Genomic DNA, 26,564 nt, shown 5'->3' with positions numbered 1-26,564 from the left:
CGCCGTCCGCGCCCACCGTGACACACTGCCCAGCATGCGCGGAATCATTCTGGCCGGTGGGACCGGGTCACGGCTGCACCCGATCACGATCGGGGTGAGCAAGCAGCTGGTGCCGGTCTACGACAAGCCGATGATCTACTACCCGCTCTCGACGCTGATGCTGGCCGGAATCCGCGACATCCTGGTGATCACCACCCCCGACGACGCGCCGCAGTTCCGCAGGCTGCTCGGGGACGGCTCCCAGTTCGGCGTCGCGATCGACTACGCGGTGCAGACCGAACCCAACGGGCTGGCACAGGCATTCGTCATCGGCGCCGACCACATCGGCGGCGACACCGTCGCACTCGTGTTGGGCGACAACATCTTCTACGGCCCCGGACTGGGCACCACGCTGACCCGATTCGAATCCCTCTCCGGCGGTGCGGTGTTCGCGTACCGGGTGTCCGACCCCTCCGCGTACGGCGTGATCGAGTTCGACGCCGACGGCCGCGCGGTGTCCCTGGAGGAGAAGCCCGCGACGCCGCGGTCCCGGTTCGCGGTGCCGGGCCTGTACTTCTACGACAGCGACGTCGTCGCAATCGCCCGCGACCTGACCCCGTCCGCACGCGGCGAATACGAGATCACCGACGTCAACCTCGCCTACCTCGACGCCGGGCGCCTGCAGGTGGAGGTGCTACCCCGCGGCACCGCCTGGCTCGACACCGGCACCTTCGACTCCCTGCTCGACGCGTCGAACTACGTGCGGACCATCGAGGAACGGCAGGGCCTGAAGATCGGGGTCCCCGAGGAGGTCGCGTGGCGGCGCGGCTACATCGACGATGACGCCCTCCGCGACCGCGCGGAGGGCCTGGTCCGATCCGGGTACGGCGACTACCTGCTCGGACTGCTCGACCGCGGCAAGGACTGGTGACGTGGAGTTTCGCGAGCTGAGCATCGCAGGCGCATGGGAGATCACCCCCCGCCGGTTCGGCGACGACCGGGGGGTGTTCCTCGAATGGTTCAAGGACTCCGCGTTCCGGGAGGCGGTCGGCGTCCCGTTGGAGCTGCGGCAGGCCAACTGCTCGGTGTCCGCGGCGGGCGTGCTGCGCGGTGTGCACTTCACCGATTCCCCGCCGGGGCAGGCCAAGTACGTCACCTGCGTGCGCGGCGCGTTCCTCGACGTGATCGTCGACCTGCGGGTCGGCTCGCCCACATTCGGGCGCTGGGACTCGGTCCTGATCGACGACGTCGACCGCCGCGCCGTCTACCTGTCCGAGGGGCTCGGGCACGCGATCCTCTCGCTGGAGGACCAGTCGACGGTGATGTACCTGTGCTCGCTCGAATACAGCCCGCACCTGGACCGCGACCTGCACCCCCTCGACCCGGACCTGGCGATCGACTGGCCGACGGTCGGACGCGACGGGCGCCCGCTGGAGTACCGACTGTCGGACAAGGACGCCGCGGCGCCGTCGCTGGCGCGGCTGCTCGCGGACGGGGCGCTACCGCAGCACTGACGGACGGGCCCCGTTCGCCGAGCGGCATCGGGGTGTTCCGCTCAGCGGACGCATGAATTGCCCGCCGAAACGCGCGTTGGAAGCCTGAGCATCGTGTGGCGAAGGTCACACGCTTTCCATCCGACGCGCCTTTCAGGAGTGCTGCATGAGCTCACCCACCGACACCGTCGACGACCGCGCCGGTCGTCCGGCGACCGTCGACGACCCCACCGAGGCACCGTCGCAGCTGCGCAAGGTCGCGCTCTCGAGCCTGTTGGGCACCGCGATCGAGTACTACGACTTCCTGCTGTACTCGACGATGGCGGCTCTCGTCCTCGGCGACCTGTTCTTCCCGTCCAGCAACGGCGTGGTGTCGACCATCGCCGCGTTCGGCACCCTCGCCGCCGGCTATGTCGCCCGCCCGCTCGGCGGGGTGGTGTTCGGACACTTCGGTGACACGCTCGGACGCAAGTCGATGCTCGTGATCACCATGGGCATGATGGGTGTGGCGAGCCTCGCGATCGGTCTGCTGCCGACCTACGAGCAGATCGGCATCGCCGCCCCCGTGCTGCTGGTCGCGCTGCGCGTCGTTCAGGGCATCGCGGTCGGCGGCGAATGGGGCGGCGCCGCGCTGATGGTCGCCGAGCACGCCGATCCGCGCCGTCGCGGGGCCTGGACCGGCATCATGCAGCTCGGATCGCCGATCGGCTTCCTGACGTCCACGCTGGCGGTGATGCTGGTCAGCCTGCTGCCCAGCGACGCCTTCAACTCCTGGGGCTGGCGGCTGCCGTTCCTCGCCAGCGCGCTGCTGCTGGTGATCGGCCTGTACGTGCGGCTCAGCGTGGTCGAGAGCCCGGTCTTCCAGCAGGCCGCGGACACGGCAACGAGCGAGACCCGGGCGACGCTGCCGGTGCTCGAGGTGCTGCGCCGCCCGCGCCCGCTCCTCCTCGCCTGCGCCGCAGGCATCGGCCCGTTCGCGTTGACCGCCCTGACGACCGCGCAGATCATCGCCTACGCCAAGTCGATCGGCTACGACGTGCCGGTGGTCATGCGCGCTCTCGTCCTGATGTCGGTCGTTGCGCTGGTGTGCATCCCCGGTTTCGCCGCGCTGTCCGACCGGATCGGCCGCCGCACCGTGAGCCTGACCGGCGCGGTGCTGGCGCTGCTGTACGCCTTCCCGCTGTACATGCTGATCAACTCGAAGTCGGACCTGCTCCTGACCGTGGCGCTGATCGTCGCCCAGGTCATCCAGAACCTGATGTACGCACCGCTGGCGCCGATGCTGTCGGAGATGTTCGGCACCACCGTTCGCTATTCCGGGGTGTCCCTCGGCTACCAATCGGCCAGCCTCATCGGCGCCGGGTTCACACCGCTGATCGCCAGTTCCCTCGTCGCGGCGGCGGGCGGGTCGAGCCTCCCCCTCAGCCTGGTCGTCGTCACGACCGCGGGCATCACGATTCTCGCGGTCTGGATGGCGTCGGAAACCCGGGGCACGGATTTGCGCGAGCCGCCGAATGAGGCACCATGAGCAGGTAATTCATGCTCATCAATCGCGGGGTGCCCGGCCCGGATCGGGCACCCCGGCCCACCCTCGGTACGCGCAGTGGAGAGTGACGATGTCGATCGCAACGGAAGCACACGGGGCCATCCCCTCGTCGGTCGTCGACCGCGTCACCCTGATCGTGGGTGCCTTTCAGGGCAACGCCCGGTTGACGCTCACCGAGGTGTCCCGCCTGACCGGCATCCCGCGCACCAGCTCGTTCCGGTCGATCGAACGACTGGTCCGGGTGGGATGGCTTCGCCGGGCGGAGATCGGGTATGAGCTGGGCCCGGCCCTCACCGAGATCGGACTGCTCGCCGCGTACCGCACCCGCCTCGACGCGTCGGTGACGTCGCTGCTCACCGAGTTGCACCACGCCACCGGGCACATCGTCCACATGGGCGTGCTCGACGGCAAGGACGTCCTCTACCTGCGAAAGATCGGCGGAGACGACGAGCAGGGGCTCATGACCCGGGTGGGCTCACGGGTCCCTGCTCGATCGTCGACGATCGGGAAGGCCATCCTGGCGACGATGCCGACGACGCTCCCCGCCCCGCCGTCGCCGCGGTCGGTCGCCGCGCCGGACGCGGCGGGCGGCCCGCCGCAGGTTCGCGATCGCGGCGTCGCGTTCGGAACCTGCCCGACCGGGTTCTCCTGCATCGGGGCGCATGTCGGGGTCCTCGCCGGGGCCGCGGTGGGGATCTCCGTCACCGCCCCGTCGGGCGACATCCGATTCGACCGGCGGGACGCCGCACCGGTCCGGATGGCGGCGGCCGCCCTCGCCCTGCACCTGTCGACCACCTCGCCGGTCCAGCAACGCTGACCCGGCGCGCTGAACTGTGACTGTTCCGTTCGCCGGAAACGCGAGTTGTCCGAGTCGCTCCTGCGCTGCCAGTGTCCCGACCATGACCGCGACCCTCACCTTGACCGTTGCCGACCAACTCATGGCGATCGAGCAGATCAAACGCACCTTCGCCGCCCGGCTCCGCTGCATGGACGAGAAGCAGTGGGACATCTATCCGACGCTGCACACCGACGACGTGGTGTCCGAGACCTGGGGCGGGTTGCCGAGCGACAAGCAGCCACAGTCGGACGGCATCGCCAATCGCGTCGTCGGGAGGGAGAAGCTCACCACGGCCATCAGCGCGATGCTGGACGGCCCGACGGCGCTCACCACCGTCCACCACGGCCACATGCCCGAGATCGAACTGACCTCCGACACCACCGCCCGCGGAACCTGGGCGATGGAGGACAAGCTGTGGTGGACCAACGGGGACCGTGAGGAACACCTCCACGGCTACGGCCACTACCACGAGGAGTACCGGCTGGAGGGGGGCCGCTGGCTCATCTCCTACCGCAGGCTCAGCCGCCTCCGCGAGGACACCACCCCCGGGTTCTTCGACTTCCTGACCCCGCTGTGAACCCGATCTTCACCCCGCTGACGGTCGGATCGCTCGATCTGCCCAACCGGCTGGTGATGTCGCCGATGACCCGGGAACGGTCGCCGGGCGGTGTCCCCGGCGACGACGTCGCCGCGTACTACCGGCGGCGGGCCGAGGGCGGCACCGGCCTGCTGATCACGGAGGGGGTGGCGATCGACCACCCCACCGCGGTCGACAGCCCCGACGTTCCACGGCTGACCGGCGAGGCCGCCGTCGCGGGCTGGCGGCGCGTCGTCACCGAGGTGCACGCCGCGGGCGGACGCATCGTGCCGCAGCTGTGGCATGTCGGCCCGCTGTGGGGCGCGATGGGCGATGTCGACCCGAATCTGAAGCCGATGCGCCCGTCCGGGCTGTGGGGCCGGGTCGGACGCACCGTGTACCCCGACAGCTACCTCGACCGCGCCCTCGTCCCGACCGCCCCGATGACCGAGAACGACATCGGCGAGGTGATCGAGGCCTACGTGCGGGCCGCGCGCACCGCGCTCGACGTCGGATTCGACGGCATCGCCCTCCACGCCGGGCACGGCTACCTGCTGGACGCGTTCCTGTGGGAACCGACCAATCAGCGGACCGACCGGTGGGGTGGCGACGCGGCGCGCCGGGTCGCGTTCCCGGTCGAGGTGGTCCGCGCGATCCGGCGGGAGATCGGACCGCGGCCACCGATCTTCTACCGCTTCTCGCAGCACAAGCAGCAGGACTTCGGCGCCCGCATCGCGGACGGCCCGCGGGAACTGGAGCGGATCCTGGTCCCGCTCCGCGACGCCGGGGTGGACGTGTTCGACGCGAGCGCACGGCGGTTCGACCAGCCCGCCTTCGACGGCAGCGAGCTCACATTGGCCGGGTGGGCCAAGAAGCTCACCGGCGCGGTGAGCATGGCGGTGGGCAGCGTCGGGCTCAGTACCGCCCTCCGCGAGGCCGGAACTCCGGAGCCAGTCGGCCTCGACGGACTGCTCAGGAGGCTGGACGGCAACGAGTTCGACCTCGTCGCGGTCGGCAGGCTTCATCTCGCCGATCCGGCGCTGGCCCGGACCGTGCGGGCGGGCGGCCCGCTGCCCGTCTTCGATCGGGCGGTGCACGAGGCCCGGCTGTACTGATTCGCACGGACTCGTGGAATAACCCGGGCAGCGAGTAGGTTGGACCGTGCGACAGCGTCCGGGCATACCCCGGGTACCAAATTATTTCGTCGCTGCGAGCGACCACTTGCCGAGAGGCGATATGGCGGGCGTTGTCGCGTCGGAGCCGTCGGTGCGTACCGCACCGGCGGCTTCACTCGTATCCCGGGACGGTGTCGTTCGCCCGGCAGACCACCCCGCGTCCAACTGCGGGACGCAGTACCGTCGATGCACAGTGCGCAGACGCGGGAAACGGAATCGATGAACGGCACACCGGACAGGGATCGGCCGCCGGGCCGCCGGGTGCTGTCCGCGGCCCTGGTGCTGCTCGCGCTGGGCGCGCTGCTGCTGGTCGGGCACGAGCTGCCGCGACCCGTCGCCCCGTCCGAGGTGCCCGCCACCGTCGCGACCCCGCCCCCGCCGCCGCCCGTCCCGCTGGACCCCGCCGCCCTCGCCGCCCGGGTGATCCCGACGATCGTCACCCTCGAGGCGACCGCGGGACCGCTCACCACCGCGGGCACCGGCATCGTGATCGGCGACGGCCTGATCCTCACCAACCACCACGTCGTCGACGGCGCGACCGAGGTGACCGCCACCGCGATGGCCACCGGCACCGACCACGACACCGAGATCCTCGGCTACGACCGGTTCCGCGACGTCGCGGTGCTGCGACTCCTCGGTGCCGACCCCCTGCCGGTCGCCGAGCTCGGCAGGTCCGCTGGCGTGCGGCTGCGCGATCCCGTCACCGCGATCGGCAACGCCGACGGTCACGGCGTCCCGCAGTCCGCGCCGGGGATCGTCACCGCGCTCGGCGAGTCCGTCGTCGCCCGCAACGCGGCCGACGGCACCCGCAACCGGCTCACCGGGATGATCGAGGTGAACGCCGACATCCGGCCCGGCGACTCCGGCGGCCCGCTCGTCGACGCGTTCGGCCGGGTGGTCGGCGTCAGCACCGCGGGCAACACCGGCATGCGCCCCGACCCGACCGAACGGACGACGGGCACACCGATCCCGGTCGAGTCCTACGCCCTGCCGATCGACGACGCCGTCGCGATCGCCGAGCAGATCCGCACCGGCCGCGGCTCCGCGACCGTGCACATCGGGCCGACGCCGCTGCTCGGGGTCGCGGTCACCGACGTCGGGCAGACGCAGGGCGGCGCGAAGGTCGTCGCGGTCGGGGCCGACAGCCCCGCCGACCGGGCCGGGGTGGTGCGCGGCGACGTCGTGATCAGCTGGGACGGCCGCCCGATCCGCTCCCAGACCGACCTCACGGTCGAAATGAACGGCCGACACCCCGGCGACCGGGTGGAACTCGGCTGGACGGACGGCGGCGGGCAGCCGAGGACCGCGACGATCGTGCTCGCGACCGGGACGCCCTGACCTCGCTCAGAGCTTGAAGATCACCGCGCGCTGGACGACGAAGTTGATGACGGTCGCGGTGCCCTGCGCGATGACGAACGCGAGCGCGTTGTAGACGAGGGTGTCCGACCACACCTGCCCGAGGGCGGTGTAGATGCCGACCTGGACGGCGAACGTGACCGCATACAGCGCGACCACGGCGAGGAACCGGGCCCGGCTCGGTGGGGCATTGAACGTCCACCGCCGGTTGATCAGGTACGCCGTCGTCGTGCCGAGGACGAACCCGATGGACTTGGCGGCCGCGCGCGGCACCCCGAGCCCGAGCTGCAGCAGCATCGTGATCGAGAAGTCGACGACCGCGGACAGCGCACCGGTGATCACGAACCGCACGATCTGCGTCTTCAGGTCGACGCCCGGCGTCCCCGTCTCGTCGCGAAGCGGAAGGTCGACCGCGGTCGGCAGGTGCGGTTCGTTGGTTTGCGGAGTTCCGGGCACGCGTCGAGGGTAGGCGACGCGGCTCGGGTCCCGACACGGACAGTGCCCGCGCGAGTAGCCTCTGTTCCGATGTCCACGACAGCAGACGAGGCCCCGGCCGTTCCCGCGGCGCCGCAGCCTCTGACAACCCAGACCCGAACCCTCACCGGGTGGGGGCGCACCGCGCCGACCACCGCGGAGGTGCTCTCCACTCCCGACGTCGAGGTGATCGCGTCCGCGGTCGCCCAGGTGGCGGAGAGGAACGAGGGCAAGCCATCGCACCTGCGCCGCGGCGTCATCGCCCGCGGCCTCGGCCGTTCCTACGGCGACCCGGCCCAGAACGCGGGCGGCCTGGTCATCGACATGAACGCGCTGAACAAGATCCACCGGATCGACGCGGCCACCGGACTCGTCGACGTGGACGGGGGCGTGAACCTGGACCAGCTGATGAAGGCGGCGCTGCCGTTCGGGCTGTGGGTTCCGGTCCTGCCCGGCACCCGGCAGGTCACCATCGGTGGCGCGATCGCCCACGACATCCACGGCAAGAACCACCACAGCGCGGGCAGCTTCGGCAACCACGTCGTGTCGCTGGACCTGCTGACCGCCGACGGCAAGGTCCGCACCCTGACCCCGAAGGGCGGGCGGCAGGATCCGAAGGGCGCGCTGTTCTGGGCGACGGTTGGCGGCTGCGGCCTGACCGGCATCATCCTGCGGGCGACGATCAAGATGACGCCGACCGAGACGGCGTACTTCGTCGCGGACAGCGTCCGCACGGAGAGCCTGGACGAGACCATCGCGCTGCACAGCGACGGCTCCGAGGACAACTACGACTACTCGTCGGCGTGGTTCGACGCGATCTCCGCGCCGCCGAAGCTGGGCCGGGCGGCGGTGTCCCGCGGTTCGCTGGCGACGCTGGATCAGCTGCCCGCGAAGCTGCAGAAGGATCCGCTGCGGTTCAACGCGAAGCCGCTGATCACGTTCCCGGACGTGTTCCCGAACGGCCTCGCCAACAAGGTCGACTTCTCGATCGTCGGCGAGCTGTACTACCGGAAGACCAAGAACGCGACCGGCCAGATCCAGTCCCTGACCGCCTTTTACCACCCGCTGGACCTGTTCGGGGAGTGGAACCGCGCCTACGGCTCGCACGGTTTCCTGCAGTACCAGTTCGTGGTGCCGCCGGAGGCCGTCGACGAGTTCAAGAAGATCATCGTCGACATCCAGCGGTCCGGTCACGTGTCGTTCCTCAACGTGTTCAAGCTGTTCGGTGAGGGCAACCAGGCGCCGCTGAGCTTCCCGATGCGCGGCTGGAACGTGTGCGTCGACTTCCCGATCAAGGCCGGCCTGAACGAGTTCGTCACCGAACTCGACAAGCGGGTCCTCGAATTCGGCGGCAGGCTGTATACCGCGAAGGACTCCCGCACCACCGCGGAGACCTTCCACTCGATGTACCCGCGGATCGGCGAGTGGATCGCCACCCGCCGCAAGTACGACCCCACAGGCGTTTTCGCCTCCGACATGTCCCGACGACTGGAACTGAGCTGATGATCAACGCCGTGGGTAACCCCCAGACCCTGCTGCTGCTCGGCGGCACCTCCGAGATCGGCCTCGCCATCTGCGAGGAGTACCTGCGCAAGGCGCCGATGCGCGTCGTGCTCGCCGCGCTGCCCGGGGACCCGCTCCGCGAGGACGCCGTCGCGCAGATGAAGGCCGCGGGCGCCACCGAGGTCGATGTGATCGACTTCGATGCGCTGGACACCAAGGCGCACCCCGCGGTGATCGACACCGCCTGGCAGAAGGGTGACGTGGATGTCGCGATCGTCGCGTTCGCGCTCGACGGCGACTCCGAGGAACTCTGGCAGAACCAGGCCAAGGCCGTCCTCGTCGCGAACGTCAACTACACCGCGTCGGTGTCCGTCGGCGTGCTGGTCGGCGAGAAGATGAAGGCGCAGGGCTACGGCCGGATCATCGCGATGTCGTCGGTGGCAGGTGAGCGCGTCAAGCGCGCCAACTTCGTCTACGGCTCAACGAAGGCCGGCCTCGACGGCTTCTACCTAGGCCTCGGCGAGGCGCTCGCCCCGTTCGGCCCGAAGGTCACCGTGGTTCGGCCGGGCATGGTGCGCACCCAGTTCAGCGCCCACGTCAAGGAGGCCCCGCTGACGGTCAACAAGGAGGATGTCGCCCGGATGGCGGTGTCCGCATCCGACAGCGGCAAGGAGATCGTCTGGGCGCCGGGCCCGTTCCGGTTCGTCATGATGATCCTGCGGCACGTCCCCCGCGCCGTCTTCCGCAAGCTCCCGGTGTAGGCGGCTGCGCCGCCCGTGAGTCCTTTTGGCCCCCTGACGGACCGAAAGTACTCACGGGTGCGCAGCGCCTAGACTCCGAAATCGTGATGACGACGACCGCCGGCACCGCCCCGCCCCACCCCGTTCGACCCGCCCGCCGGGCGATCGGGGCGCTCGGCGAGATGGCGGCGGCGGTCCTCGTCGCCGCGGTGGTCGCCGCCGCCGGATTGGTCGCGTTCTCGGTGGTCGACTGGCCGGCGTTCAACTCCTCCAACGTCACTCGCGCACTGACCACGGTCGGGCAGGTGGCCACGCTGGCGCTGCTGGCGGTATCGGTGTGGCTGCTGCGGGCGGGACGCGCCCCGCTGGTCGCGAAAGTGGCGTCCTGGGTGGGGGTTTCCGGGTTCGTCACCGTCACGCTCGGCATGCCGCTCGCGGCGACCAAGCTGTACCTGCACGGTGTCTCCGTCGACCAGGAGTTCCGCACCGAGTTCCTCACCCGGCTGACCGACACCGCCCGCCTCGACGACATGACGTATGTCGACCTGCCGTCGTTCTATCCGGCAGGCTGGTTCTGGATCGGCGGACGCCTCGCGAACCTGCTCGGCATGGACGGCTGGGAGATGTTCAAGCCGTACGCGATCGGCTCCCTAGCGGTGGCCGCTGCGGTCGCGCTCGTGTTGTGGTCCAAGCTGATTCGCGGTGACCTCGCCGTCGTCGCGACCGCCGCAACGACCGCGATCACCGTCGCGTTCGCCTCCCCCGAGGCGTACAGCGCGGTCCTGGTGGTCCTGCTTCCGCCGGTGCTGGTGCTGGCCTGGGGCGGGCTGCACCGCGTCGGCCCGACCCGCGGCGGCGGCTGGGGCGCGGTGGTCGGGACCGGCCTGTTCCTCGGCCTCGCCGCGACCTTCTACACCCTGTATCTCGGGTACGCCGCGTTCGCGGTGACGCTGATGGCCCTGATCGCGGCCGGGGTCGCGGTGCGCGCGAACGGGATTCGTGCGGCCCGCGACCCGCTGCTGCGGCTTGTCGCGATCGCGGTGATCGCCGGTCTGATCGCGCTGATCGTGTGGGCACCGTTCCTGCTCGCGCTGCGCACCCACACCCTCGCCGGGTCCGGCACCGCGACCCACTACCTGCCCGAGTCCGGCTCGACGCTGCCGCTGCCGATGTTCGACGCCTCCCTCGTCGGGCTGCTCTGCCTGCTCGGGACCGTGTGGCTGGTCGGCCGCGCGTGGTCGTCACGGCGCGCACAATCCCTCGGTATCGGCGTCATTGCCGTGTACCTGTGGTCGCTGCTGTCGATGGCGTTCACCGCGGCGGGCAGCACGCTGCTCTCGTTCCGGCTGGAGCCGGTGCTGCTGGTGCTGCTCGGCGCGGCGGGCGTGTTCGGCTTCGTCGACGTCACCCGGTGGATCCTGCTGGCGAGCAGCGACAATCCGCGGATCAAGGCGACGGCGGTCGCGGTCGGTGCCCTCGGCGCGGTCGCGTTCAGCCAGTCGATCCCGCATCACCTTGCCCCCGAAATCACCACCGCCTACACCGACACCGACGGTGACGGGGTGCGGGCGGACCAGCGTCCCGCCGGGGCCGCCGCCTACTACGCACAGGTCGACGACGAGATCCTCGCGCAGCGGCCCGGACCGCGGTCGGGCACCGTCGTCCTCACCGCCGACACCGGCTTCCTGTCGTTCTATCCGTACTTCGGGTTCCAGGGGTTGACGTCGCACTACGCGAACCCGCTCGCGCAGTTCGACGAGCGCGCCGCAGCGATCGCCCGCTGGGCGGAGTCGGACTCCCCCGACGCCCTGATCGCCGCGATGGACGAGGCCCCGTGGCGGGCGCCGGACGTGTTCGTGTTCCGGTCCGCCGACGATGCCTACACCCTGCGACTGGCCGCGGACGTCTACCCGAACGATCCGAACGTCAAGCGGTACACGGTCGAGTTCCCGAAGGCGCTGTTCGACGATCCGCGGTTCACCGCGACCGAGGTCGGCCCGTTCACCGTTGTGACCCGGCACTGACCCCCGGCCGGGTCACCCACCCGGCGAAAACCCGACCCACCCACACGCCGATTCTCCACACCCCTTGCGATACCCCCTGGGGGTATGTATGTTCGTTCCTGGGACCACCCCGCGACGAGAGGAACGACGATGAGCACCCACACCCACGACCAGCACGCCCACGGCACCCACGCCCACGGCGGCCACGCTCACGCTGCCCACGCCGGTCACGGCGACCACGCCCACGCCGGTCATGCGCACGGCGGCGGTGACCATCCCGCGGGCCTGCCGGGCGGACTGCAGATCACACAGGACGGCTACACCCTGGACCTGGCCGAGACCGTCGTCCGGCCCGGCGACCTCGACCTCCGGTTCCGCATCCTCGGCCCCGACGGCCGCCCGGTCACCGACTACACCTCGATCCACGACCGCGACCTGCACCTGATCGTCGCGCGGCGCGAGCTGACCGGCTTCTGGCACGTGCACCCCGTGCTGGCCGACGACGGCAACTGGTCGGTGCGCCTGCACCTGCCGGAGGCGGGCGCCTATCGGGTGTTCACCGACATCGCGCCGACCGCGCTCGGACGCACCATCACGCTCGGCGCCGATCTCGCCGTTGCGGGCGCCTACGACCCCCGGCCGACGCCCGCCCCGAACCGCACTGTCGTCGTCGACGACTACGAGGTCACCCTCGACGGGGACCTGACCACCGGGGCGGGCGGCCTGCTGACCCTCACCGTCCACCGGAACGGCGTGCCCGTCACCGACCTGCAGCCGTACCTCGGCGCCTACGGACACCTGGTGGTGCTGCGCGCGGGCGACCTCGCCTACGTGCACGTCCACCCGAACGGGGCGCCCGGCGACGGGGTCACCGCACCCGGACCGGCCGTCACCTTCCACACCGCGGCACCGGGTGTCGGAACGTACCGCCTGTTCCTCGACTTCAAGCACGGCGACACCGTCCGCACCGCCGCGTTCACCCTCACCGCGGCCGCACACCAGCACCACTGACACCCACCGGAGGCGACCCGATGTGCGACTGCTGCTGTCCGCGCACCCGCGACCCACCCCATCGACGAAGGAACCCACCACCGTGTCCGAGTCCACCCTCACGTCGCTGTTCGCGAACCGCGACTACCTCCGGCTATTCACCGCCCAGGTGTCGGCCCTGTTCGGCACCGGCCTGACCACGGTTGCGCTCGGGCTGCTCGCCTACGAGCTCGCCGGCGCCGACGCGGCAGCGGTGCTCGGCACCGCACTGACCATCAAGATGGTCGTCTATGTCACCGTCGCCCCGGTCGTCGCCGCCTACGCGGGCCGGCTCCCCCGACGACCGTTCCTGATCTCGCTCAACGTGATTCGCGGGGCGATCGTGATGGCGCTGCCGTTTGTCGATCAGGTCTGGCAGATCTACCTGCTGATCGCCGTCCTGCAGACCGCCTCCGCCGCGTACACCCCGACCTATCAGGCGATTATCCCGGACATCCTCCCCGACGAACGCGAGTACACCCGCGCGCTGTCGGCCGCGCAGCTGGCCGCAACGATGGAGACGCTGCTGAGCCCGATGCTGGCCGCGGTTGCCCTGACCCTGGTGAGTTTCCACTGGCTGTTCGTCGGCACCGCACTCGGATTCGTTGTCTCGGCCGCCCTGGTGATCGCCACCCGCATCCCCGACAGCACGGCACCCACGGAGGGCACGTTCCGGGAACGGATCACGGTCGGCCTGCGCATCTTCGCGGCCACCCCACGCCTGCGGGGACTCCTCGGCCTGAACCTCGCGGTCGCGGCGGCCGGGTCGGTGATCATGGTCAACACCGTCAACTACGTCCGCGATACCCTCGGGGGAACCCAGTCTGGTGTGGCGGTTCTGCTGGCCGCCAACGGATTCGGGACGCTGGTCGTCGCGCTCACCGCACCACGGGTGCTGGACCGGGTCGGGGCCCGGCCGGTGATGTTGGCAGGCGGCGGTACGCTGCTCGCCGGCCTCGGGGCGGCGATCCTGCTCTCGCTCGCGGACGGTGGCGACTGGCGCTGGGCCGCCGCGGTCGGCGTGTGGGCGGTCGTCGGGGCAGGCACCGCCGCGGTGCTCACCCCCACCGGCCAGGTGCTGCGGCGGTCGTCCGGCCCGGCGGACCGACCCGCCCTGTTCGCCGCACAGTTCTCGCTCTCGCACCTCGCGTGGCTGGTCACCTACCCGATCGCGGGATGGCTCGCGGCCTCCGGGCTGACCGCTACCTGGGTGACGCTGTCGGTGATCGGTGCCGCCGGACTCGCTGCGGCACTGTGGATGTGGCCGCGGCACGACCCGGAGGTGATCACGCACCTGCACGACGCGGGGTCGCTCACCCCCGCCGAGCGGGCGGCGGCCGACCTCGTCGGGGACGACCTCTACCGGCACACCCACGCGGTCGTCATCGACGCGGCGCACCCGCGCTGGCCGCGGGCGGTCCCGGTCGGCTGATCCGTTTACCTCACGCGGGCAACAGCATCCACAGCGCGAGGTAGACGAGGACGGCGGTGCCACCGGTAGCGAAGGCAGCGAGGACGGCGCCGGCCCGGACGAGGTTGGCGTCGACCCCGAAGTACTCGGCGACGCCGCCGCACACGCCGCCGAGCATGCGCTGCGAGGTCGAGCGGGCGAAGGGCTTGGTGGTGTTGCTGTCGAAGGTCATGTCGACATCCTGTCGCCCGGACCGGGCTCGGCGCATCAGGTGTCACCCCGATTTCGACCCTGATCTTCGCCCGGAGCCCCGCCCCACGTACCGAATGGGCCATTTGGTCAGTTGAACTGACCAAATGGCCCATTCGGGACGGTGGCCCGCGCGGCGCGGCGTCAGCGGCGCAGCGGCATGATCCGCCGGACCTCGGCGTCCCGCAGGAACAGCCCGCCCCAGACCAGGATGCCGACGTACACCGGCGACAGGATCGTGGACAGCAGCGGCTGCTCGGTGAGGATGTTGCTGGTGACCGCGCCGCCGAGGTAGCCGGTGAGCAGCACCGCCCCGAGGAGCGACGTGACGGGCAGCAGGTACAGCGCCAGGCACACCAGCATCACGATGCCCATCACGTACGGCGCGTAGTCGGGGAATCCGTACTCGGCGATCGACTCCCGCACCGGCTCGATGTTCGCGAGGTGGATGACGGCATCAAATAGCAGGAACGCGGCCACGAGGGCGGTGACCACGAGCCCAGCCAGTCGGGAGCGCGGGGACACCGCGCCGGTCGGGGCGGACTGGACGGCGATCGGAGTGGCGGTCATGGGGACTCCTCGGATCCGGTGCTCCGCGCGGGGTGCGTGAAGCCGTTGTCAGATAGACACCGCACCGCACCCAAACTCATCGCCCGCGGGTTCCGAAGCGGCAGTGGCACTCCTGCCGGTGGCCCGGACCGGCAAGGGCGGTCAGCGGCCGAGGAAGGCCAGCAGTCGTTCACCCGGGCCCGCCGACGCCGACACCCGGCGGGGCGCCGCGAAGCGTCCCGGCCGGTCGGCGTCCGACACCAACAGGCGGGCGCACCACAGCAGTTCATCGGCCAGTCCGCCGGGGATCTCCCGCGGCACGCCGCACGCGGCGGCCACGTCCCAGCCGTGCACCGCGACCTCGAGGGCGCCCGCCGCGGCCGCGATGTCGGACGGCAGGGGGACGCCGCCCACCCGGATCGCGCCCCGGTCACCGGACCCACGCCACGCGCTCATCATTCGGCAGGCCCGATCATGCAGCGCGGCAACGGGGTCGGTGCCCGCATCGGGGATCGACGCGGGCACCAGGACCACCGCCCGATCCAGCACGACCTCCTCAAGCACGGTCAGCGACTCGTTCATGTGCGCGAGCAGCATCCGCAGATCCCACCCCGAGCACGGGGTCGGCCGGTCCAGGTCCCGGTCCGTCACGCTCCGCAGCGCGCCGTCCGTGTAGGCGATCGCGCGTTCGAGCAGCGGCACCGGGTCGGCGAGCGGCCCGGTGGTCCACTCGGCCGTCATGTCGCCGGATCCGGGGCTGGCAGGACGTCCGGCAGCCCGAACTTCGCGAACAGCGACAGGTCGAAGAACACCGTCACATGCCCGATCCCGGACGGCCCCAGGGAAACCACCTGCAGTTGGAACGCCCGGTGCACCCCGTCCTCCGCGCGCATGTAGAGACCGAAGGCTGGCTGCCCGTTCGACACCGTCGGCACCAGCCGCATGTCACCGGAACCCGTGGCGGGACAGTTGTTCTCGATCAGGGACCGGATCGCGGCCGGCCCCTGGTACCAGCCGTCGAACGGCGGCATCTCCCACACCGCGTCCTTCGTGAACAGGTCGGTCAGCGCCGCCATGTCGTAGTTCTCGAACGCGGCCATGTACCGGTCCAGCAACGCCCGCTGCTCGGGGTCGACCGGTTCGACGACGGCGTCCTCCGCCGGGGCGGCCTGCGCGAGCTGGGCCCTGGCCCGCTGCAGCGCGCTGTTGACCGCGGCGGTGCTGGTGTCGAGTAGCTCCGCGACGTCGGCGGCGGGCCAGGCCAGCACTTCCCGCAGGATCAGCACCGCCCGCTGCTTCGGCGGCAGGAACTGCAGCGACGCGATCAACGCCAGCCGCAGGCTTTCCCGCGAGGTCGCGACGGTCGCCGGGTCCGCGGCGGCGACACCGAGCATCTCGTCGGGGATCGGCTCGAGCCACGGCACCTCCTCGCGGGTGACGAGGTCGTCGGCGGGGTCGGAGCTCGGCGCGCCGAGCCCGGTCGGCAGCGGGCGCCGCCCCTTGGACTCGAGCGCGGTGAGGCAGGTCGTGGTCGCGATCCGGTACAGCCAGGTGCGCAGCGAGGACCGGCCCTCGAATTTGTCGTAGGCGCGCCACGCCTTCAGGTACGTCTCCTGCACCAGGTCCTCCGCCTCGTGCACCGACCCCGACATCCGGTAGCAGTGCGCGAGCAACTCGCGCCGGTACTGCTCCGCCTGCGGTGTGAACTCATCCCGGACTGTCGTCGCGTCGCTCATGCACCCACCCTTCCTCGATCGGCCATCGGAGTACAGACCGGTGGGCGGGCGGAAACTCATCGGCCGGTGTCAGGGCAGTGTCAGAACCACCGGCCCCGATTCGGTAATCGCGACGGTGTGCTCGCTGTGCGCGGCCCGCGACCCGTCAAGGGTGCGCAGCGTCCACCCGTCGGGGTCGTGCCGATAGTCGCCGGTGCCACCGCCGATGAGCATCGGTTCGAGCGCGAGCACCAGCCCGGGTCGCAGCCGCATTCCGCGGCCGGCACGGCCCTCGTTCGGCACGTCCGGGTCCTCGTGCATGGCGCGGCCGATGCCGTGTCCGCCGTGGTCCGCGAGCACCCGGCGGCCACGGGCCCGCGCGCACGTTCCGATGGCGGCGGCAATGTCGCCCATCCGATTGCCCGCGACCGCGGCGCTGATGCCACGGGCCAGCGCCTCGTCGGTGTCCGTGATCAGGCTCAGATCGTCGGGGTCTGCGTCGCCCACCACGAAGCTGATCGCCGAGTCGCCGCACCATCCGTCGAGGTACGCCCCGCAGTCGAGGCTGACGAGGTCCCCGTCGGCGAGCACCGCATCCGTCGGAATCCCGTGCACGACCGCATCATTGATGCTGACACACACCACGCCGGGGAAGGGGGTGGGCGCCCAGTTTGGGTGATAGCCGAGGAAGGCCGGACGCGCCCCGGCCTCCGCGATGACCGCGGCCGCAGCAGCGTCCAGTTCGCGCAGACTCGCCCGGCCAGCATGGTCGACGTCGCCACCGCGGCCGGGATCTCCGTCGAGACGCTGCGCAAGATCGAGACCGGCCGGATCGCCACCCCCGCGTTCTTCACCGTGTCCGCGCTCGCCCGGGTCCTCGGCCTGTCCCTCGACCGGGTCGCGCACGTTCTCGCGGACCCACCGGTCGAGCGCGACGTGGCGTCCTGACCAGGACGCGCAGGCCTCACCCGGCTCCCGGTCTCCCGCGACGCACCCCACAGCGCCGCGTCGACCCCGTATCTTCCCCGCCGTGACCTCCCCCTCGACACCACACACCGCCAGCCGTCGCGCCGTGCTGCGCGGTGCCGCCCTCGGCCTCGGCGCGCTCGGCCTCGGCGGACTCGGGCTCGCCGGGGCCGCCGCCGCGCAGGCCGGACCCGCCCCCACCGCGCTGCGCGGCCGGACCGCGATCGTCGTCGGCAGCGGATTCGGCGGCGCCGTCGCCGCGTTGCGCCTCGGGCAGGCCGGTGTCCGCACCACCGTCCTCGAACGCGGTCGCCGCTGGCCGATCGACCCCGCCGGCAACACGTTCAGCACGATCAACCAGCCGGACGGCCGCTCCGCCTGGTTCTCCGACCGGCCGCACCTCAACCAGGCGACCAAGATCCTGACCATCCCGCGCTACCCCGGCATCGTGGACCGGGTCCGCGGCAACGGCATCGACGCCCTGTACGGCGCCGGTGTCGGCGGCGGCTCGCTCGCCTTCGGCGCGTTCACCCCGCAGCCGCGGCGCCGGGACTTCGAGCAGGTCTTCCCGACCCAGATCGACTACACCGAACTCGACCGCGTCTACTTCCCGCGGGCCAGGGCCATGCTCGGCACCTCCCCGCTGCCCGCCGACCTGCTCGCCCACCCGTCCTACCGGGGAGCGCGGGCCTGGCTCGACGACATCCGCGACTTCGGCGGCGAGCCGGTGCTGCACGACTTCTGCGTGGACTGGGACCTCGTCCGCGACGAACTCGCCGGGCGCAGGCCCGCGTCGTACTCGATCGGCGAGGGCCCGTACGGCTCCAACTCGGGCGCCAAGAACAGCGTCGACCACAACTATCTGCCCGCCGCCGAGGCCACCGGCAATGTGACCGTCGAACCGATGCACGAGGTCACCGAGATCCGTGAGGTGTCCGGGCAGGACCGGTTCGAGGTGGCGGTCCGCGTCATCGACGAGACCGGTGCCGCCGTCGCGCACAAGACGCTCGTCGCCGACTACGTGTTCATGGCCGCGGGCTCCTTCTACACCTCGGCGCTGCTGGCCACCGCGAAGGCGCGCGGCACCCTGCCCCGGCTCGGCGACCAGGTCGGCAAGGGGTACGGCAACAACGGCGACTTCCTGATGGCCCGCACCCTGCTGCGCCGCGACTACGGCGCCAGGCAGGGCGGGCCGGGTGTCGCGGTCATGTACGACGACGACAATCCGGACGGGCCGATCTCCATCTCGTGGGAGGCGTCACCGTTCCCCGACGCCGCGGGCGGCATCACGTCCGCGAACCTGATCCAGGTGATCAGCGACGAACGCGGGTCGGTCGACTACAACCCGGCGACCGGGCGGGCCGAGCTGAACTATCCGCACAGCGAGGAGTCCAGCGACGTCGACGCCCGCGCGAAGCGGTTCGCCGGCCGGTTCCACGACCGGACCGAGGTGCGGTTCGGTTCGCCTGCCACCGGCGTCCCGGTCTACAGCCGGCTCGTCGACTTCGGGTCCGGCTGCACCTGGCACGGCCTCGGCGGCATGGTGATGGGCCGCGCCTGCGACCACGACGGGAAGGTCGACGGCTACGCCAACCTGTTCGTCGTTGACGGCGCGCTGCTGCCCGGATCGTCCGCGTTGGTGAACCCGGCGCTGACGATCACCGCGATCGCCGAACGCTGCCTGGACCGGTTCGTCGCCGCCCGGGCCTGACCCGGTCGGCGCGGGCGGTCCCCGACGCCGGTCGGTAGCGTGATCGGTTGGTGCCCGCTCCGGGTGCCAACCGATCGAAGGGACGGTGCATGACAGCGGACTCGACATCGACCGTGGTCGCACCGTCGACCACGCGGGCCGCGACGCGTCGCCGCGGCCCGCGACCGGCCCGCCCCGATCTGCTGGTCGCGGCCGGGTTCACCGCGCTCGCCGTCGTCGTGATGGGCAATCAGTGGCGGCAGCCCGCGTCCGGGTACCTCACCGGCAGCGGCCAGGATCAGCGAATGTGGGAGTGGTTCTTCGCCCTCGCCGCCCGCTCGATCACCCGCCTCGACAATCCGCTCGGGTCACTGCTGCAGAACTATCCGCAGGGTGTGAACCTGATGGCGAACACCGCGATGTTCGGGGTCAGCGTCCCGCTCGCGCCGATCACGCTGCTGCTCGGCCCGACCGTCACCTGGACGCTGGTGTTGACGTTCGGGCTCGCCGCCACCGCGTACGCCTGGTACTGGTTCCTGCGCCGCTACGCGGACGTGTCCCGGGTCGCGGCGACCGTCGGCGGCCTGTTCTGCGGCTTCGCGCCCGCGGTGATCTCGCACGCCAACGGGCACCCCAACTTCGTGGTGCTGGCGCTGCTCCCGGTGATCCTCGGCTGCGTGATCCGCCTCTCCCGCGGCGCCGGAACCCGCACCGCCGTCTGGCTGGGCCTGCTGGTCGCGATGCAGATCGCGCTCGGTGAGGAGCCGCTGCTGATCACCGCCCTCACGTTCGGGGTGTTCACCGCCGCCTACTACGCGGTCCGGCCCCGGCTGTTCCTTCCCGCGGCACGGCGCGCGACGAAGCCGCTGCTGCTCGCCGCGCTGATCGCGTTGATCCTGACCGCGGGGCCGCTGTGGTGGCAGTTCTTTGGCCCGCAGAGCTACCGCTCCATCGACCACGGCCCGATGGGTAACGACCTCAAGGCGCTGCTGCAGTTCCCGCGCCAGTCCGTCGGCGGCCGCGTCACCCCCGGTCAGGACGTCGCAATCAACGCGACCGAGGAGAACGCCTACTTCGGCTGGCCGCTGCTGGCCGTCACGCTCGCCGCCGCGGTGTGGCTGCGCCGGGTCGCGATCGCCCGCGCCGCCGCGATCACCGTCGTCGCGCTGTGCACGCTGTCCCTCGGCGCCGAGCTGACCATCGGCCGGGACGGCACCGGTATCTGGCTGCCGTGGTCGCTGCTTGAGCGGCTGCCGTTGCTCGAATCGGTCCTCGAAACCCGCTTCGCGATGGGGGCGATCCCCGCGATCGCGCTGCTGCTCGCGTTGACCATCGACCGGGCCCGCCGCGAGCGGGCCACCCTGGCGCCGTGGACGGCGGCGCTGGTCCTCGCCCTGCTGCCGCTGACCCCGCTGCCCCTGCACGCCGTTGAGCGCGCGCCCGCGCCCCAGTTCTTCACCGACGGCACCTGGCGGCAGTACGTCGGCGGCGGCTCCGTCGTGACCATCCCGCTGCCCCGCCCCGAGGACGCCCGCGCCCTGACCTGGCAGGTCGAGGCCGGCTTCGGGTTCCCGCTGGCTGGCGGCTACTTCGTCGGCCCGGTCGGCCCGGACAAGAAGGCCAAGTACGGCCCCGACGACCGTCCGACCGCGAGCCTGCTCGCGCGGGTGCAGAAGGACGGCGTCGTCCCGCACGTCACCGACGCGATGCGCGCCGAGGCCGCCGCCGACCTGGCGTACTGGCGGGCCGACGTCCTCGTCATGCCGCACGGCAGCAACGAGCGGGCGCTGCGGCTGACGGTGCAGGACCTGCTCCGGGACCAGGGGCACCGGGCCTCCGACGTGTGGGTGTGGGACCTGCGGGCACGCTGAGCCGCCGTCGCCGGGTGGCGCGAACCGTTCAGGTCGGGAGCGGGCGCGGCACCCCCGCCCTGGCCCGGACCAGCATCCCGTAGCCGACCCATGCGAGGGCACGGAGCGCCAGGAACGCCACGATCACCAGCACGAGCACGGTGACGTCGGGCAGCGCACCGAACGCGACGGCAATCGACACCGGCCCGCCGAAACCGAGATACCCGACCCCGACGAACACCGCGACATACACCGCGACCGCGGCTGCGAGGTCGCGCAGGCCCGGCAGCAGCGCGCCCGCGACGAAACCGTTGTCCCGCAACCGCCGCGGCAGGGTGCGTGCGCGCCGGACCTGTCCCCGTGTCGCCAGCACCATCGCCAGCAGGGCCACCGCGGCGACCGCGCCGACGACGACGTAGGTGACGGTGAAGGCGTTGCTGATCGACGGTGCGCCATCGCCCGCGAGCATCGCCATCGCACCATCGAACGCCGTCCCGCTGTCCACCAGAACCGGGTTGGCTGCCGTGAGAACGACCAGTCCGACGCCGCGGTCGGGAAGGAATCCCAGATTGGAGTGGTAGTTGGCCAGGTCGCCGTCGTGCCGGACGACCGGCTGCCCGGCCACCGACCCGGCACCCCAGCCGAATCCGTAGTCGTCGACGCCGGACAGCGCGCCGTCGTCGGCGATCGGGACCGCGGGGGCGTGCATGAGCGCGAGGCCGGCCTCGGACAGCAGGCGGACGCCGTCGAAGCTGCCCGTCATCTGAAACTCGAGGTAGTGGCCGAGATCGCCTGCGGTGGAGATCAGATAGCCGTCGGGGAGCGCGCCGGGAAAGGCCGGGGTGTCCCGTTCGACGGACGCACCGAAGACGGTGGTGGTGCCCTCGACCAGTCCGGCCTCGCGCGCCGCATCGAGGTCGGTGAAGCTGCGCGTCATCCGGAGCGGATCGAAGATGTGCGCCTGGACGTAGTCGGCGAAGGCCTGCCCGGACACCGTCTCCACCAGCAGGCCGAGGGTGGCGTAATTCTTGTTGCAGTAGTGGAATTCGGCGCCTGGTGTGCTGACGAGTTCGATGTCGGCGAGGGCTCGGACCCGGTCCTCCAGGGTGACGGACGGCTCGTACAGGTCCACCGTTCCGGCAGCGGTGGGCAACCCGCTGGTCTGCTCGAGCAGGTGCCGGACGGTGATCGGCTCGCTTCCGCCTGCGGTGCGGAACCACGAAATGTACTGGGTGATCGGCGAATCGAGGGCGATCCTGCCCTGATCGACCAGCTGCATCACGGCGAGCGCGGTGAACGATTTACTCAGCGAGCCGAGCAGGAACGGCGTGTCGACCGTGACGCCGGCACCGAGCGCTCCCGAACCGGTCACCCCACCGTCCGCCACGATCGCGTACGCCGCGGACGGGACGTGGGACGCGCGCAGTTGCGCCTGCAGGTACCCGAGCACGTCCTCGTCGGCGGTGGACCCCGACGAGGGCTGCGCCGCAACCACACCCGCCCCCGCCGCGAGGGCAACCGTCACACAGACGAGACCGGCAACGACCAGTCGGACCAGGTACGGAAGACCACGGTGGCGCCCCGCCATCGATTCTCACCTCGCTTCGTCGGGGGGCCAGTACATCAGACGCGGCACCCCCGGGAGCGCCGCCCCGGGGCGCACATAGGGGGTCGGGGATGTCCGATCTGCCCCCCACCGTCCCCTAACCTGCCGCCGAATCGCGGCGGGAGCCGCCAGCACCCGGTCGAATGGCAGCAGGCACCGACCGGTGCCGGACCGCGACATCAGGAGCTCCCATGTCCTTCTCGACCATGTTCTCGCTGATCGCGTCGCTGCTCGGACCGAGTGTCGGCAGTGCGGCCGGCGGCGGCGCCGAGGGCGGAGGAGGTTTCGCCTTCGACTCCTGACCCCGGCCGACCGGGCCACCGCTCCCTCGCGGCGTCGTCCGGCCCTCGACCCGCCGCCGGTGATGCCGCCCCGCATCACCGGCGGCGTTTCCACTGATGGGCCACGCTCGCCTGCGACGGCCCGCCCATCCCATACGATCGATCCCTGTGCCAGCCGAGTCCGACGCCCCCGCCGTCCCCACGTCCCCGCAGGCGCCGGATCAGCGTGCCTCCCGCACGGTGCGGCTGATCGCGACCGTCGCCGGACTGCTCGGCTTCCTCCTCGCGGTCGCGACGCCGCTGCTGCCCGTCTCGCAGCAGGCCGCGACCCTGTCGTGGCCGCAGAACGGCGAGCTGACCGGCGTCGAGGCGCCGCTGGTGAGCTACGAGCCGCTCACCCTCGACGCCCACATTCCCTGCCCGGTGTTCGCGGACCTCGGCGCGGACGGCGGCACCGTCCTGTCCACCGTCCCTGCCTCCGCGCCCGACGCCGAGACGGTCGGCCTCACCGTCGCCGTCGGGACGGACGAGGACCGCACCGTCTCCGTCGTCCTGCGCGGCGGACGGATGGTCGCGGCGCCGCTGGCCGACCTGACCGGGTGCAGCGCCCTCGTCCTGCACTCCGACGCCGACGGAACCACCGCGACGTTCGCCGGGCTGAACGCCGCCGACGGGACCGGGCCGGTGACCGCCGAGGTCACCGGCGACCAGCGCCCCCAGCTGGTGGGGCTGTTCACCGACCTGACCGGGCCCGCCCCGGGCAATAGTGAGGGCACCGCCCCGGGCACGAGTGAGGGCACCGCCCTCGCCGGCCTCGAGGTGCACGCCGACCTCGACTCCCGCTTCTCGTCGAGCCCCACCGCGTTCAAGGTGATCGCGATGATCGTCGGGGCGGCGGCGACGCTGCTGTCGCTGGCCGCGCTGCACCGGCTGGACCTCGCCGACGGGCGCCACGCCCGCCGCTTCCTGCCGCGGCACTGGCTGCGGTTCGGCGCCGTCGACGCCGTCGTGAGCGGGACCCTGGTGGTGTGGCACTTCATCGGCGCGAACACCTCCGACGACGGCTACCTGCTGACGATGGCCCGGGCGTCGGAACACTCCGGCTACATGGCCAACTACTACCGCTGGTTCGGGGTGTCGGAGGCGCCGTTCGGCTGGTACTACGACGTCCTCGCCGCGCTGGCGAAGGTGTCCACCGCCAGCACCTGGATGCGGCTGCCCACCCTGGTCGCCGGGATCCTGTGCTGGCTGGTGATCAGCAGGGAGGTGATCCCCCGCCTCGGCCGCGCGGTGCGCCGCAACCGGATCGCGGTGTGGACCGCCGGGCTGGTGTTCCTGTCCTTCTGGTTGCCCTACGACAACGGCCTGCGCCCCGAACCGGTGATCGCGCTCGGCGCCCTGCTCACCTGGTGCTCGATCGAGCGGGCGATCGCCACCGGCAGGCTGCTGCCCGCCGCGGTCGGTGTGCTGCTCGCCGCGTTCTCGCTCGCCGCCGGGCCGACCGGACTGATCGCGGTCGCCGCGCTGATCGTCAGCCTGCGGCCGCTGGTGAAGCTGGTCGTCACCCGCGCCAGCGGCACCGGGGTGCTGCCGCTGCTCGCGCCGGTCCTCGCGGCGGGCACGGTGGTGCTGATCGCGATCTTCGCCGACCAGACCCTCGCGGTCGTGCTCGAGGCGATCAAGGTCCGCACCGAGATCGGGCCGAACGTGTCCTGGTTCGGCGAGTACCAGCGGTATGAGGCGCTGCTGAACATCTCACCGGACGGGTCCCTCGCCCGCCGGTTCGGGGTGTTCGCGATGGTGCTGTGCCTGATCGTGTGCGCGATGCTGCTGCTGCGCGGGCGCGGCCGGATCCCCGGCGCGGCGGCTGGCCCGTCCCGCCGCATCCTCGGCATCGTGTTCGTCTCGCTGCTGCTGATGATGTCGACGCCGACGAAGTGGACGCACCATTTCGGGGTGTACGCGGGCCTCGCCGGGTCGATCGCCGCGGTCACCGCCGTCGGGATCGCCGCGGCCACCGCCCGCTCCCGCCGCAACCGCGCGCTGTTCGCGTCCGGCGTGCTGTTCCTGCTGGCGCTGGCGTTCACTGGATCCAACGGCTGGTGGTATGTCTCCAGCTACGGCGTCCCCTGGTGGGACAAGCCGCCGTCGATCAGCGGCAAACCGTTCTCCACTGCGTTCCTCGCGCTGAGCATCCTGGTTCTGCTGTACGCGGGCTGGCAGCACCTGCGCGAACCGTATCGGGGGCCGGAACAGCCGGTGCGGCCCGGGCTGCGGACGCTGATCGCGTCGCCGCTGACGCTGGCCGCGGCGTTCATCGTGCTCGTCGAGGTGCTGTCCCTCGCGAAGGCCGCCGTCGGCCAGTACCCGGCCTACTCGGTGGCGCGGTCCAACCTGGACACCCTCACCGGCGACAGCTGCGCGCTCGCAAACGACGTGCTGATCGAACCGGACGCCAACGCGGGCATGCTGGCCCCGCTGACCGCCGGACCCGACCCGTTCGCCGCGGCCGAGAACACCGGGTTCACCCCGAACGGGGTGCCCGTCGACCTGACCGCCGACGAGGAGGCCAAGGCGGCGGGCGGCGCCAACACCGTCGACACCGGGTCAACCACCACCACCGGAACCACCTCCGCCGGGACCGGCGGCGGCACCGGAAGCACCGGCGTCAACGGCAGTTCCGTCGCGTTGCCGTTCGGCCTGGACCCCGCGACCACCCCGGTCCTCGGCAGTTCCGGCAGCGACGGGCCCGCGCACCTGACCACCGGCTGGTACGCGCTGCCCGACCGCAGCGACGCGACCCCGCTGCTGGTGGTCACCGCCGCGGGCCGGATCCGGTACGTCGACCCCGACGGCATCGAAACCCACGGGCAGGACCTGCACGTCGAATACGGCACCCGAAACGCGGACGGCTCGGTCGACGTGCTCGGCGCGGTCGCGCCGATCGACATCGGCCCGTCCCCGTCGTGGCGGAACCTGCGGGTGCCGATGGACGCAATCCCCTCCGACGCCGACGCGGTCCGCCTCGTCGCCGACGACCACGACCTCACCCCGAAGCAGTGGCTGGCGGTCACCCCGCCGAGGCTGCCGCAGACACGGACGCTGCAGGACGTTGTCGGGTCGCAGGCGCCGGTGCTGCTGGACTGGTCCGTCGGGCTGTCCTTCCCCTGCCAGCGGCCGTTCGACCACCGCTACGGCGTCGCGGAGGTCCCCGAGTTCCGGATCCTGCCCGACCGGGTCGGGGCCGACTCCACCAACGCCTGGCAGGACGCGTTCGGCGGCGGCCCGCTCGGCTGGGTGAACCTGCTGCTGACCGCGGAGACCATGCCCAGCTACCTGAACCACGACTGGGCGCGGGACTGGGGCTCGCTCGAGCGGTACACCCCGCTCGACCCGACGGCGGGCACCGCCACGGTCGACACCGAGACGGTGACCAGGTCCGGCCTCTGGTCGCCGGGCCCGATCGCGGCTCGCTGACCCCGGGCGCCGGTTCGTCGATGCTGTGAGGGCCACTCAGGTGGCTGTCATACCATC

Annotated in this window: 22 protein-coding genes and 1 pseudogene; 16 read left to right on the top strand and 7 right to left on the bottom strand. The window is 71.4% G+C overall.

Annotation, left to right across the window (positions count from 1 at the left end; translation table 11 throughout):
- The first annotated feature begins 34 nt into the window (after window positions 1-34).
- The 7 genes from rfbA (at window position 35) to ACFWQG_RS10865 (ending at window position 6,946) form a co-directional block, all read left to right on the top strand.
- Window positions 35-910, top strand: a complete 876-nt coding sequence (rfbA, locus tag ACFWQG_RS10895) for a glucose-1-phosphate thymidylyltransferase RfbA (protein WP_378507630.1) — start codon at window positions 35-37, stop codon at window positions 908-910.
- A 1-nt stretch (window position 911) separates the two neighbouring features.
- Entirely contained in the window at window positions 912-1,493 is a 582-nt protein-coding gene (locus ACFWQG_RS10890; RefSeq protein ID WP_378507629.1) for a dTDP-4-dehydrorhamnose 3,5-epimerase family protein, read from the top strand.
- A 145-nt stretch (window positions 1,494-1,638) separates the two neighbouring features.
- The gene (locus ACFWQG_RS10885; protein ID WP_378507628.1) at window positions 1,639-3,000 is read left to right on the top strand and encodes an MFS transporter; all 1,362 of its coding nucleotides are present in this window, start codon (window positions 1,639-1,641) and stop codon (window positions 2,998-3,000) included.
- An 88-nt stretch (window positions 3,001-3,088) separates the two neighbouring features.
- Entirely contained in the window at window positions 3,089-3,835 is a 747-nt protein-coding gene (locus tag ACFWQG_RS10880; protein WP_378507627.1) for an IclR family transcriptional regulator, read from the top strand.
- An 82-nt stretch (window positions 3,836-3,917) separates the two neighbouring features.
- Window positions 3,918-4,433: a nuclear transport factor 2 family protein gene (locus ACFWQG_RS10875; RefSeq protein WP_378507626.1), complete on the top strand. Its 516-nt coding sequence runs from the start codon at window positions 3,918-3,920 to the stop codon at window positions 4,431-4,433.
- Window positions 4,434-4,489: 56 nt separating this feature from the next.
- On the top strand, window positions 4,490-5,548 hold the full coding sequence (locus ACFWQG_RS10870) for a 12-oxophytodienoate reductase (RefSeq protein ID WP_378507741.1): 1,059 nt from the start codon (window positions 4,490-4,492) through the stop codon (window positions 5,546-5,548).
- Between the two features lie 279 nt (window positions 5,549-5,827).
- Window positions 5,828-6,946: a S1C family serine protease gene (locus tag ACFWQG_RS10865; RefSeq protein WP_378507625.1), complete on the top strand. Its 1,119-nt coding sequence runs from the start codon at window positions 5,828-5,830 to the stop codon at window positions 6,944-6,946.
- A gap of 6 nt (window positions 6,947-6,952) precedes the next feature.
- Here the strand turns inward: ACFWQG_RS10865 and ACFWQG_RS10860 are convergent, their stop codons facing one another.
- Window positions 6,953-7,420 (bottom strand): GtrA family protein, encoded by a 468-nt coding sequence (locus ACFWQG_RS10860; RefSeq protein ID WP_378507624.1) that lies wholly within the window; start codon window positions 7,418-7,420, stop codon window positions 6,953-6,955.
- Between the two features lie 69 nt (window positions 7,421-7,489).
- Here ACFWQG_RS10860 and ACFWQG_RS10855 point away from each other — a divergent pair, with 69 nt between their 5' ends.
- The 5 genes from ACFWQG_RS10855 to ACFWQG_RS10835 all read left to right on the top strand — a co-directional run bounded on the left by ACFWQG_RS10855 (window position 7,490) and on the right by ACFWQG_RS10835 (window position 14,145).
- Window positions 7,490-8,941: an FAD-binding protein gene (locus ACFWQG_RS10855; protein ID WP_378507623.1), complete on the top strand. Its 1,452-nt coding sequence runs from the start codon at window positions 7,490-7,492 to the stop codon at window positions 8,939-8,941.
- The gene (locus ACFWQG_RS10850; protein ID WP_378507622.1) at window positions 8,941-9,702 is read left to right on the top strand and encodes a decaprenylphospho-beta-D-erythro-pentofuranosid-2-ulose 2-reductase; all 762 of its coding nucleotides are present in this window, start codon (window positions 8,941-8,943) and stop codon (window positions 9,700-9,702) included. Before ACFWQG_RS10855 ends, ACFWQG_RS10850 begins: the two co-directional genes overlap by 1 nt.
- 86 nt (window positions 9,703-9,788) lie before the next feature.
- Window positions 9,789-11,705 carry a galactan 5-O-arabinofuranosyltransferase gene (locus tag ACFWQG_RS10845; RefSeq protein ID WP_378507740.1) on the top strand — a complete coding sequence of 639 codons (1,917 nt, stop codon included), beginning with the start codon at window positions 9,789-9,791 and terminating at the stop codon, window positions 11,703-11,705.
- Window positions 11,706-11,834: 129 nt separating this feature from the next.
- Window positions 11,835-12,695: a hypothetical protein gene (locus ACFWQG_RS10840; protein WP_378507621.1), complete on the top strand. Its 861-nt coding sequence runs from the start codon at window positions 11,835-11,837 to the stop codon at window positions 12,693-12,695.
- 82 nt (window positions 12,696-12,777) lie between these two features.
- Window positions 12,778-14,145: an MFS transporter gene (locus ACFWQG_RS10835; protein ID WP_378507620.1), complete on the top strand. Its 1,368-nt coding sequence runs from the start codon at window positions 12,778-12,780 to the stop codon at window positions 14,143-14,145.
- A 10-nt stretch (window positions 14,146-14,155) separates the two neighbouring features.
- Here the strand turns inward: ACFWQG_RS10835 and ACFWQG_RS10830 are convergent, their stop codons facing one another.
- The 5 genes and pseudogenes from ACFWQG_RS10830 to map all read right to left on the bottom strand — a co-directional run.
- The gene (locus ACFWQG_RS10830; RefSeq protein WP_378507619.1) at window positions 14,156-14,356 is read right to left on the bottom strand and encodes a PspC domain-containing protein; all 201 of its coding nucleotides are present in this window, start codon (window positions 14,354-14,356) and stop codon (window positions 14,156-14,158) included.
- 161 nt (window positions 14,357-14,517) lie between these two features.
- Window positions 14,518-14,943, bottom strand: coding sequence for a DoxX family protein (locus tag ACFWQG_RS10825; protein WP_378507618.1), 426 nt, complete (start codon window positions 14,941-14,943; stop codon window positions 14,518-14,520).
- Window positions 14,944-15,084: 141 nt separating this feature from the next.
- Window positions 15,085-15,663, bottom strand: coding sequence for a TIGR03086 family metal-binding protein (locus ACFWQG_RS10820; RefSeq protein ID WP_378507617.1), 579 nt, complete (start codon window positions 15,661-15,663; stop codon window positions 15,085-15,087).
- Complete coding sequence (locus ACFWQG_RS10815; protein WP_378507616.1) at window positions 15,660-16,658, bottom strand: sigma-70 family RNA polymerase sigma factor; 999 nt, start codon at window positions 16,656-16,658, stop codon at window positions 15,660-15,662. The genes ACFWQG_RS10820 and ACFWQG_RS10815 overlap by 4 nt, the downstream gene beginning before the upstream one ends.
- A 69-nt stretch (window positions 16,659-16,727) precedes the next feature.
- Window positions 16,728-17,390 (bottom strand): annotated as a pseudogene (gene map, locus ACFWQG_RS10810) (type I methionyl aminopeptidase); the annotation flags it as partial.
- On the opposite strand from map, the gene ACFWQG_RS10805 reads away from it, so the two are divergent.
- From ACFWQG_RS10805 to ACFWQG_RS10795, 3 genes are all read left to right on the top strand, one after another.
- Window positions 17,313-17,585 (top strand): helix-turn-helix domain-containing protein, encoded by a 273-nt coding sequence (locus tag ACFWQG_RS10805; RefSeq protein WP_378507739.1) that lies wholly within the window; start codon window positions 17,313-17,315, stop codon window positions 17,583-17,585. The pseudogene map and the gene ACFWQG_RS10805 sit on opposite strands and share 78 nt — an antisense overlap.
- Window positions 17,586-17,667: 82 nt before the next feature.
- Window positions 17,668-19,314 (top strand): GMC oxidoreductase, encoded by a 1,647-nt coding sequence (locus ACFWQG_RS10800; protein WP_378507615.1) that lies wholly within the window; start codon window positions 17,668-17,670, stop codon window positions 19,312-19,314.
- Between the two features lie 89 nt (window positions 19,315-19,403).
- Window positions 19,404-21,164 carry a glycosyl transferase gene (locus tag ACFWQG_RS10795; RefSeq protein ID WP_378507614.1) on the top strand — a complete coding sequence of 587 codons (1,761 nt, stop codon included), beginning with the start codon at window positions 19,404-19,406 and terminating at the stop codon, window positions 21,162-21,164.
- Window positions 21,165-21,192: 28 nt separating this feature from the next.
- Here ACFWQG_RS10795 and ACFWQG_RS10790 read toward each other — a convergent pair whose 3' ends face one another.
- On the bottom strand, window positions 21,193-22,731 hold the full coding sequence (locus ACFWQG_RS10790; protein WP_378507613.1) for a serine hydrolase domain-containing protein: 1,539 nt from the start codon (window positions 22,729-22,731) through the stop codon (window positions 21,193-21,195).
- A 416-nt stretch (window positions 22,732-23,147) separates the two neighbouring features.
- Here ACFWQG_RS10790 and ACFWQG_RS10785 point away from each other — a divergent pair, with 416 nt between their 5' ends.
- Entirely contained in the window at window positions 23,148-26,507 is a 3,360-nt protein-coding gene (locus ACFWQG_RS10785) for an arabinosyltransferase domain-containing protein (RefSeq protein WP_378507612.1), read from the top strand.
- Window positions 26,508-26,564 lie beyond the last annotated feature (57 nt).

It is taken from the genome of Rhodococcus sp. NPDC058532 (assembly GCF_042719255.1).
GTDB lineage: Bacteria > Actinomycetota > Actinomycetes > Mycobacteriales > Mycobacteriaceae > Rhodococcus_G.
This window is presented reverse-complemented; position numbering and strand designations above follow the sequence as displayed.

What these genes read in the sequence shown, in the direction of transcription:
- ACFWQG_RS10875 (WP_378507626.1), top strand. Translation starts at nt 3,918, where the DNA reads ATGACCGCGACCCTCACCTTGACCGTTGCCGACCAACTCATGGCGATC.
- ACFWQG_RS10790 (WP_378507613.1), bottom strand. Translation starts at nt 22,731, where the DNA reads ATGGCGGGGCGCCACCGTGGTCTTCCGTACCTGGTCCGACTGGTCGTT.
- ACFWQG_RS10845 (WP_378507740.1), top strand. Translation starts at nt 9,789, where the DNA reads ATGACGACGACCGCCGGCACCGCCCCGCCCCACCCCGTTCGACCCGCC.
- ACFWQG_RS10830 (WP_378507619.1), bottom strand. Translation starts at nt 14,356, where the DNA reads ATGACCTTCGACAGCAACACCACCAAGCCCTTCGCCCGCTCGACCTCG.
- ACFWQG_RS10855 (WP_378507623.1), top strand. Translation starts at nt 7,490, where the DNA reads ATGTCCACGACAGCAGACGAGGCCCCGGCCGTTCCCGCGGCGCCGCAG.
- ACFWQG_RS10815 (WP_378507616.1), bottom strand. Translation starts at nt 16,658, where the DNA reads ATGAGCGACGCGACGACAGTCCGGGATGAGTTCACACCGCAGGCGGAG.
- ACFWQG_RS10785 (WP_378507612.1), top strand. Translation starts at nt 23,148, where the DNA reads ATGGGCCACGCTCGCCTGCGACGGCCCGCCCATCCCATACGATCGATC.
- rfbA (WP_378507630.1), top strand. Translation starts at nt 35, where the DNA reads ATGCGCGGAATCATTCTGGCCGGTGGGACCGGGTCACGGCTGCACCCG.
- ACFWQG_RS10840 (WP_378507621.1), top strand. Translation starts at nt 11,835, where the DNA reads ATGAGCACCCACACCCACGACCAGCACGCCCACGGCACCCACGCCCAC.
- ACFWQG_RS10850 (WP_378507622.1), top strand. Translation starts at nt 8,941, where the DNA reads ATGATCAACGCCGTGGGTAACCCCCAGACCCTGCTGCTGCTCGGCGGC.
- ACFWQG_RS10885 (WP_378507628.1), top strand. Translation starts at nt 1,639, where the DNA reads ATGAGCTCACCCACCGACACCGTCGACGACCGCGCCGGTCGTCCGGCG.
- ACFWQG_RS10820 (WP_378507617.1), bottom strand. Translation starts at nt 15,663, where the DNA reads ATGACGGCCGAGTGGACCACCGGGCCGCTCGCCGACCCGGTGCCGCTG.
- ACFWQG_RS10870 (WP_378507741.1), top strand. Translation starts at nt 4,490, where the DNA reads ATGTCGCCGATGACCCGGGAACGGTCGCCGGGCGGTGTCCCCGGCGAC.
- ACFWQG_RS10795 (WP_378507614.1), top strand. Translation starts at nt 19,404, where the DNA reads ATGACAGCGGACTCGACATCGACCGTGGTCGCACCGTCGACCACGCGG.
- ACFWQG_RS10825 (WP_378507618.1), bottom strand. Translation starts at nt 14,943, where the DNA reads ATGACCGCCACTCCGATCGCCGTCCAGTCCGCCCCGACCGGCGCGGTG.
- ACFWQG_RS10865 (WP_378507625.1), top strand. Translation starts at nt 5,828, where the DNA reads ATGAACGGCACACCGGACAGGGATCGGCCGCCGGGCCGCCGGGTGCTG.
- ACFWQG_RS10880 (WP_378507627.1), top strand. Translation starts at nt 3,089, where the DNA reads ATGTCGATCGCAACGGAAGCACACGGGGCCATCCCCTCGTCGGTCGTC.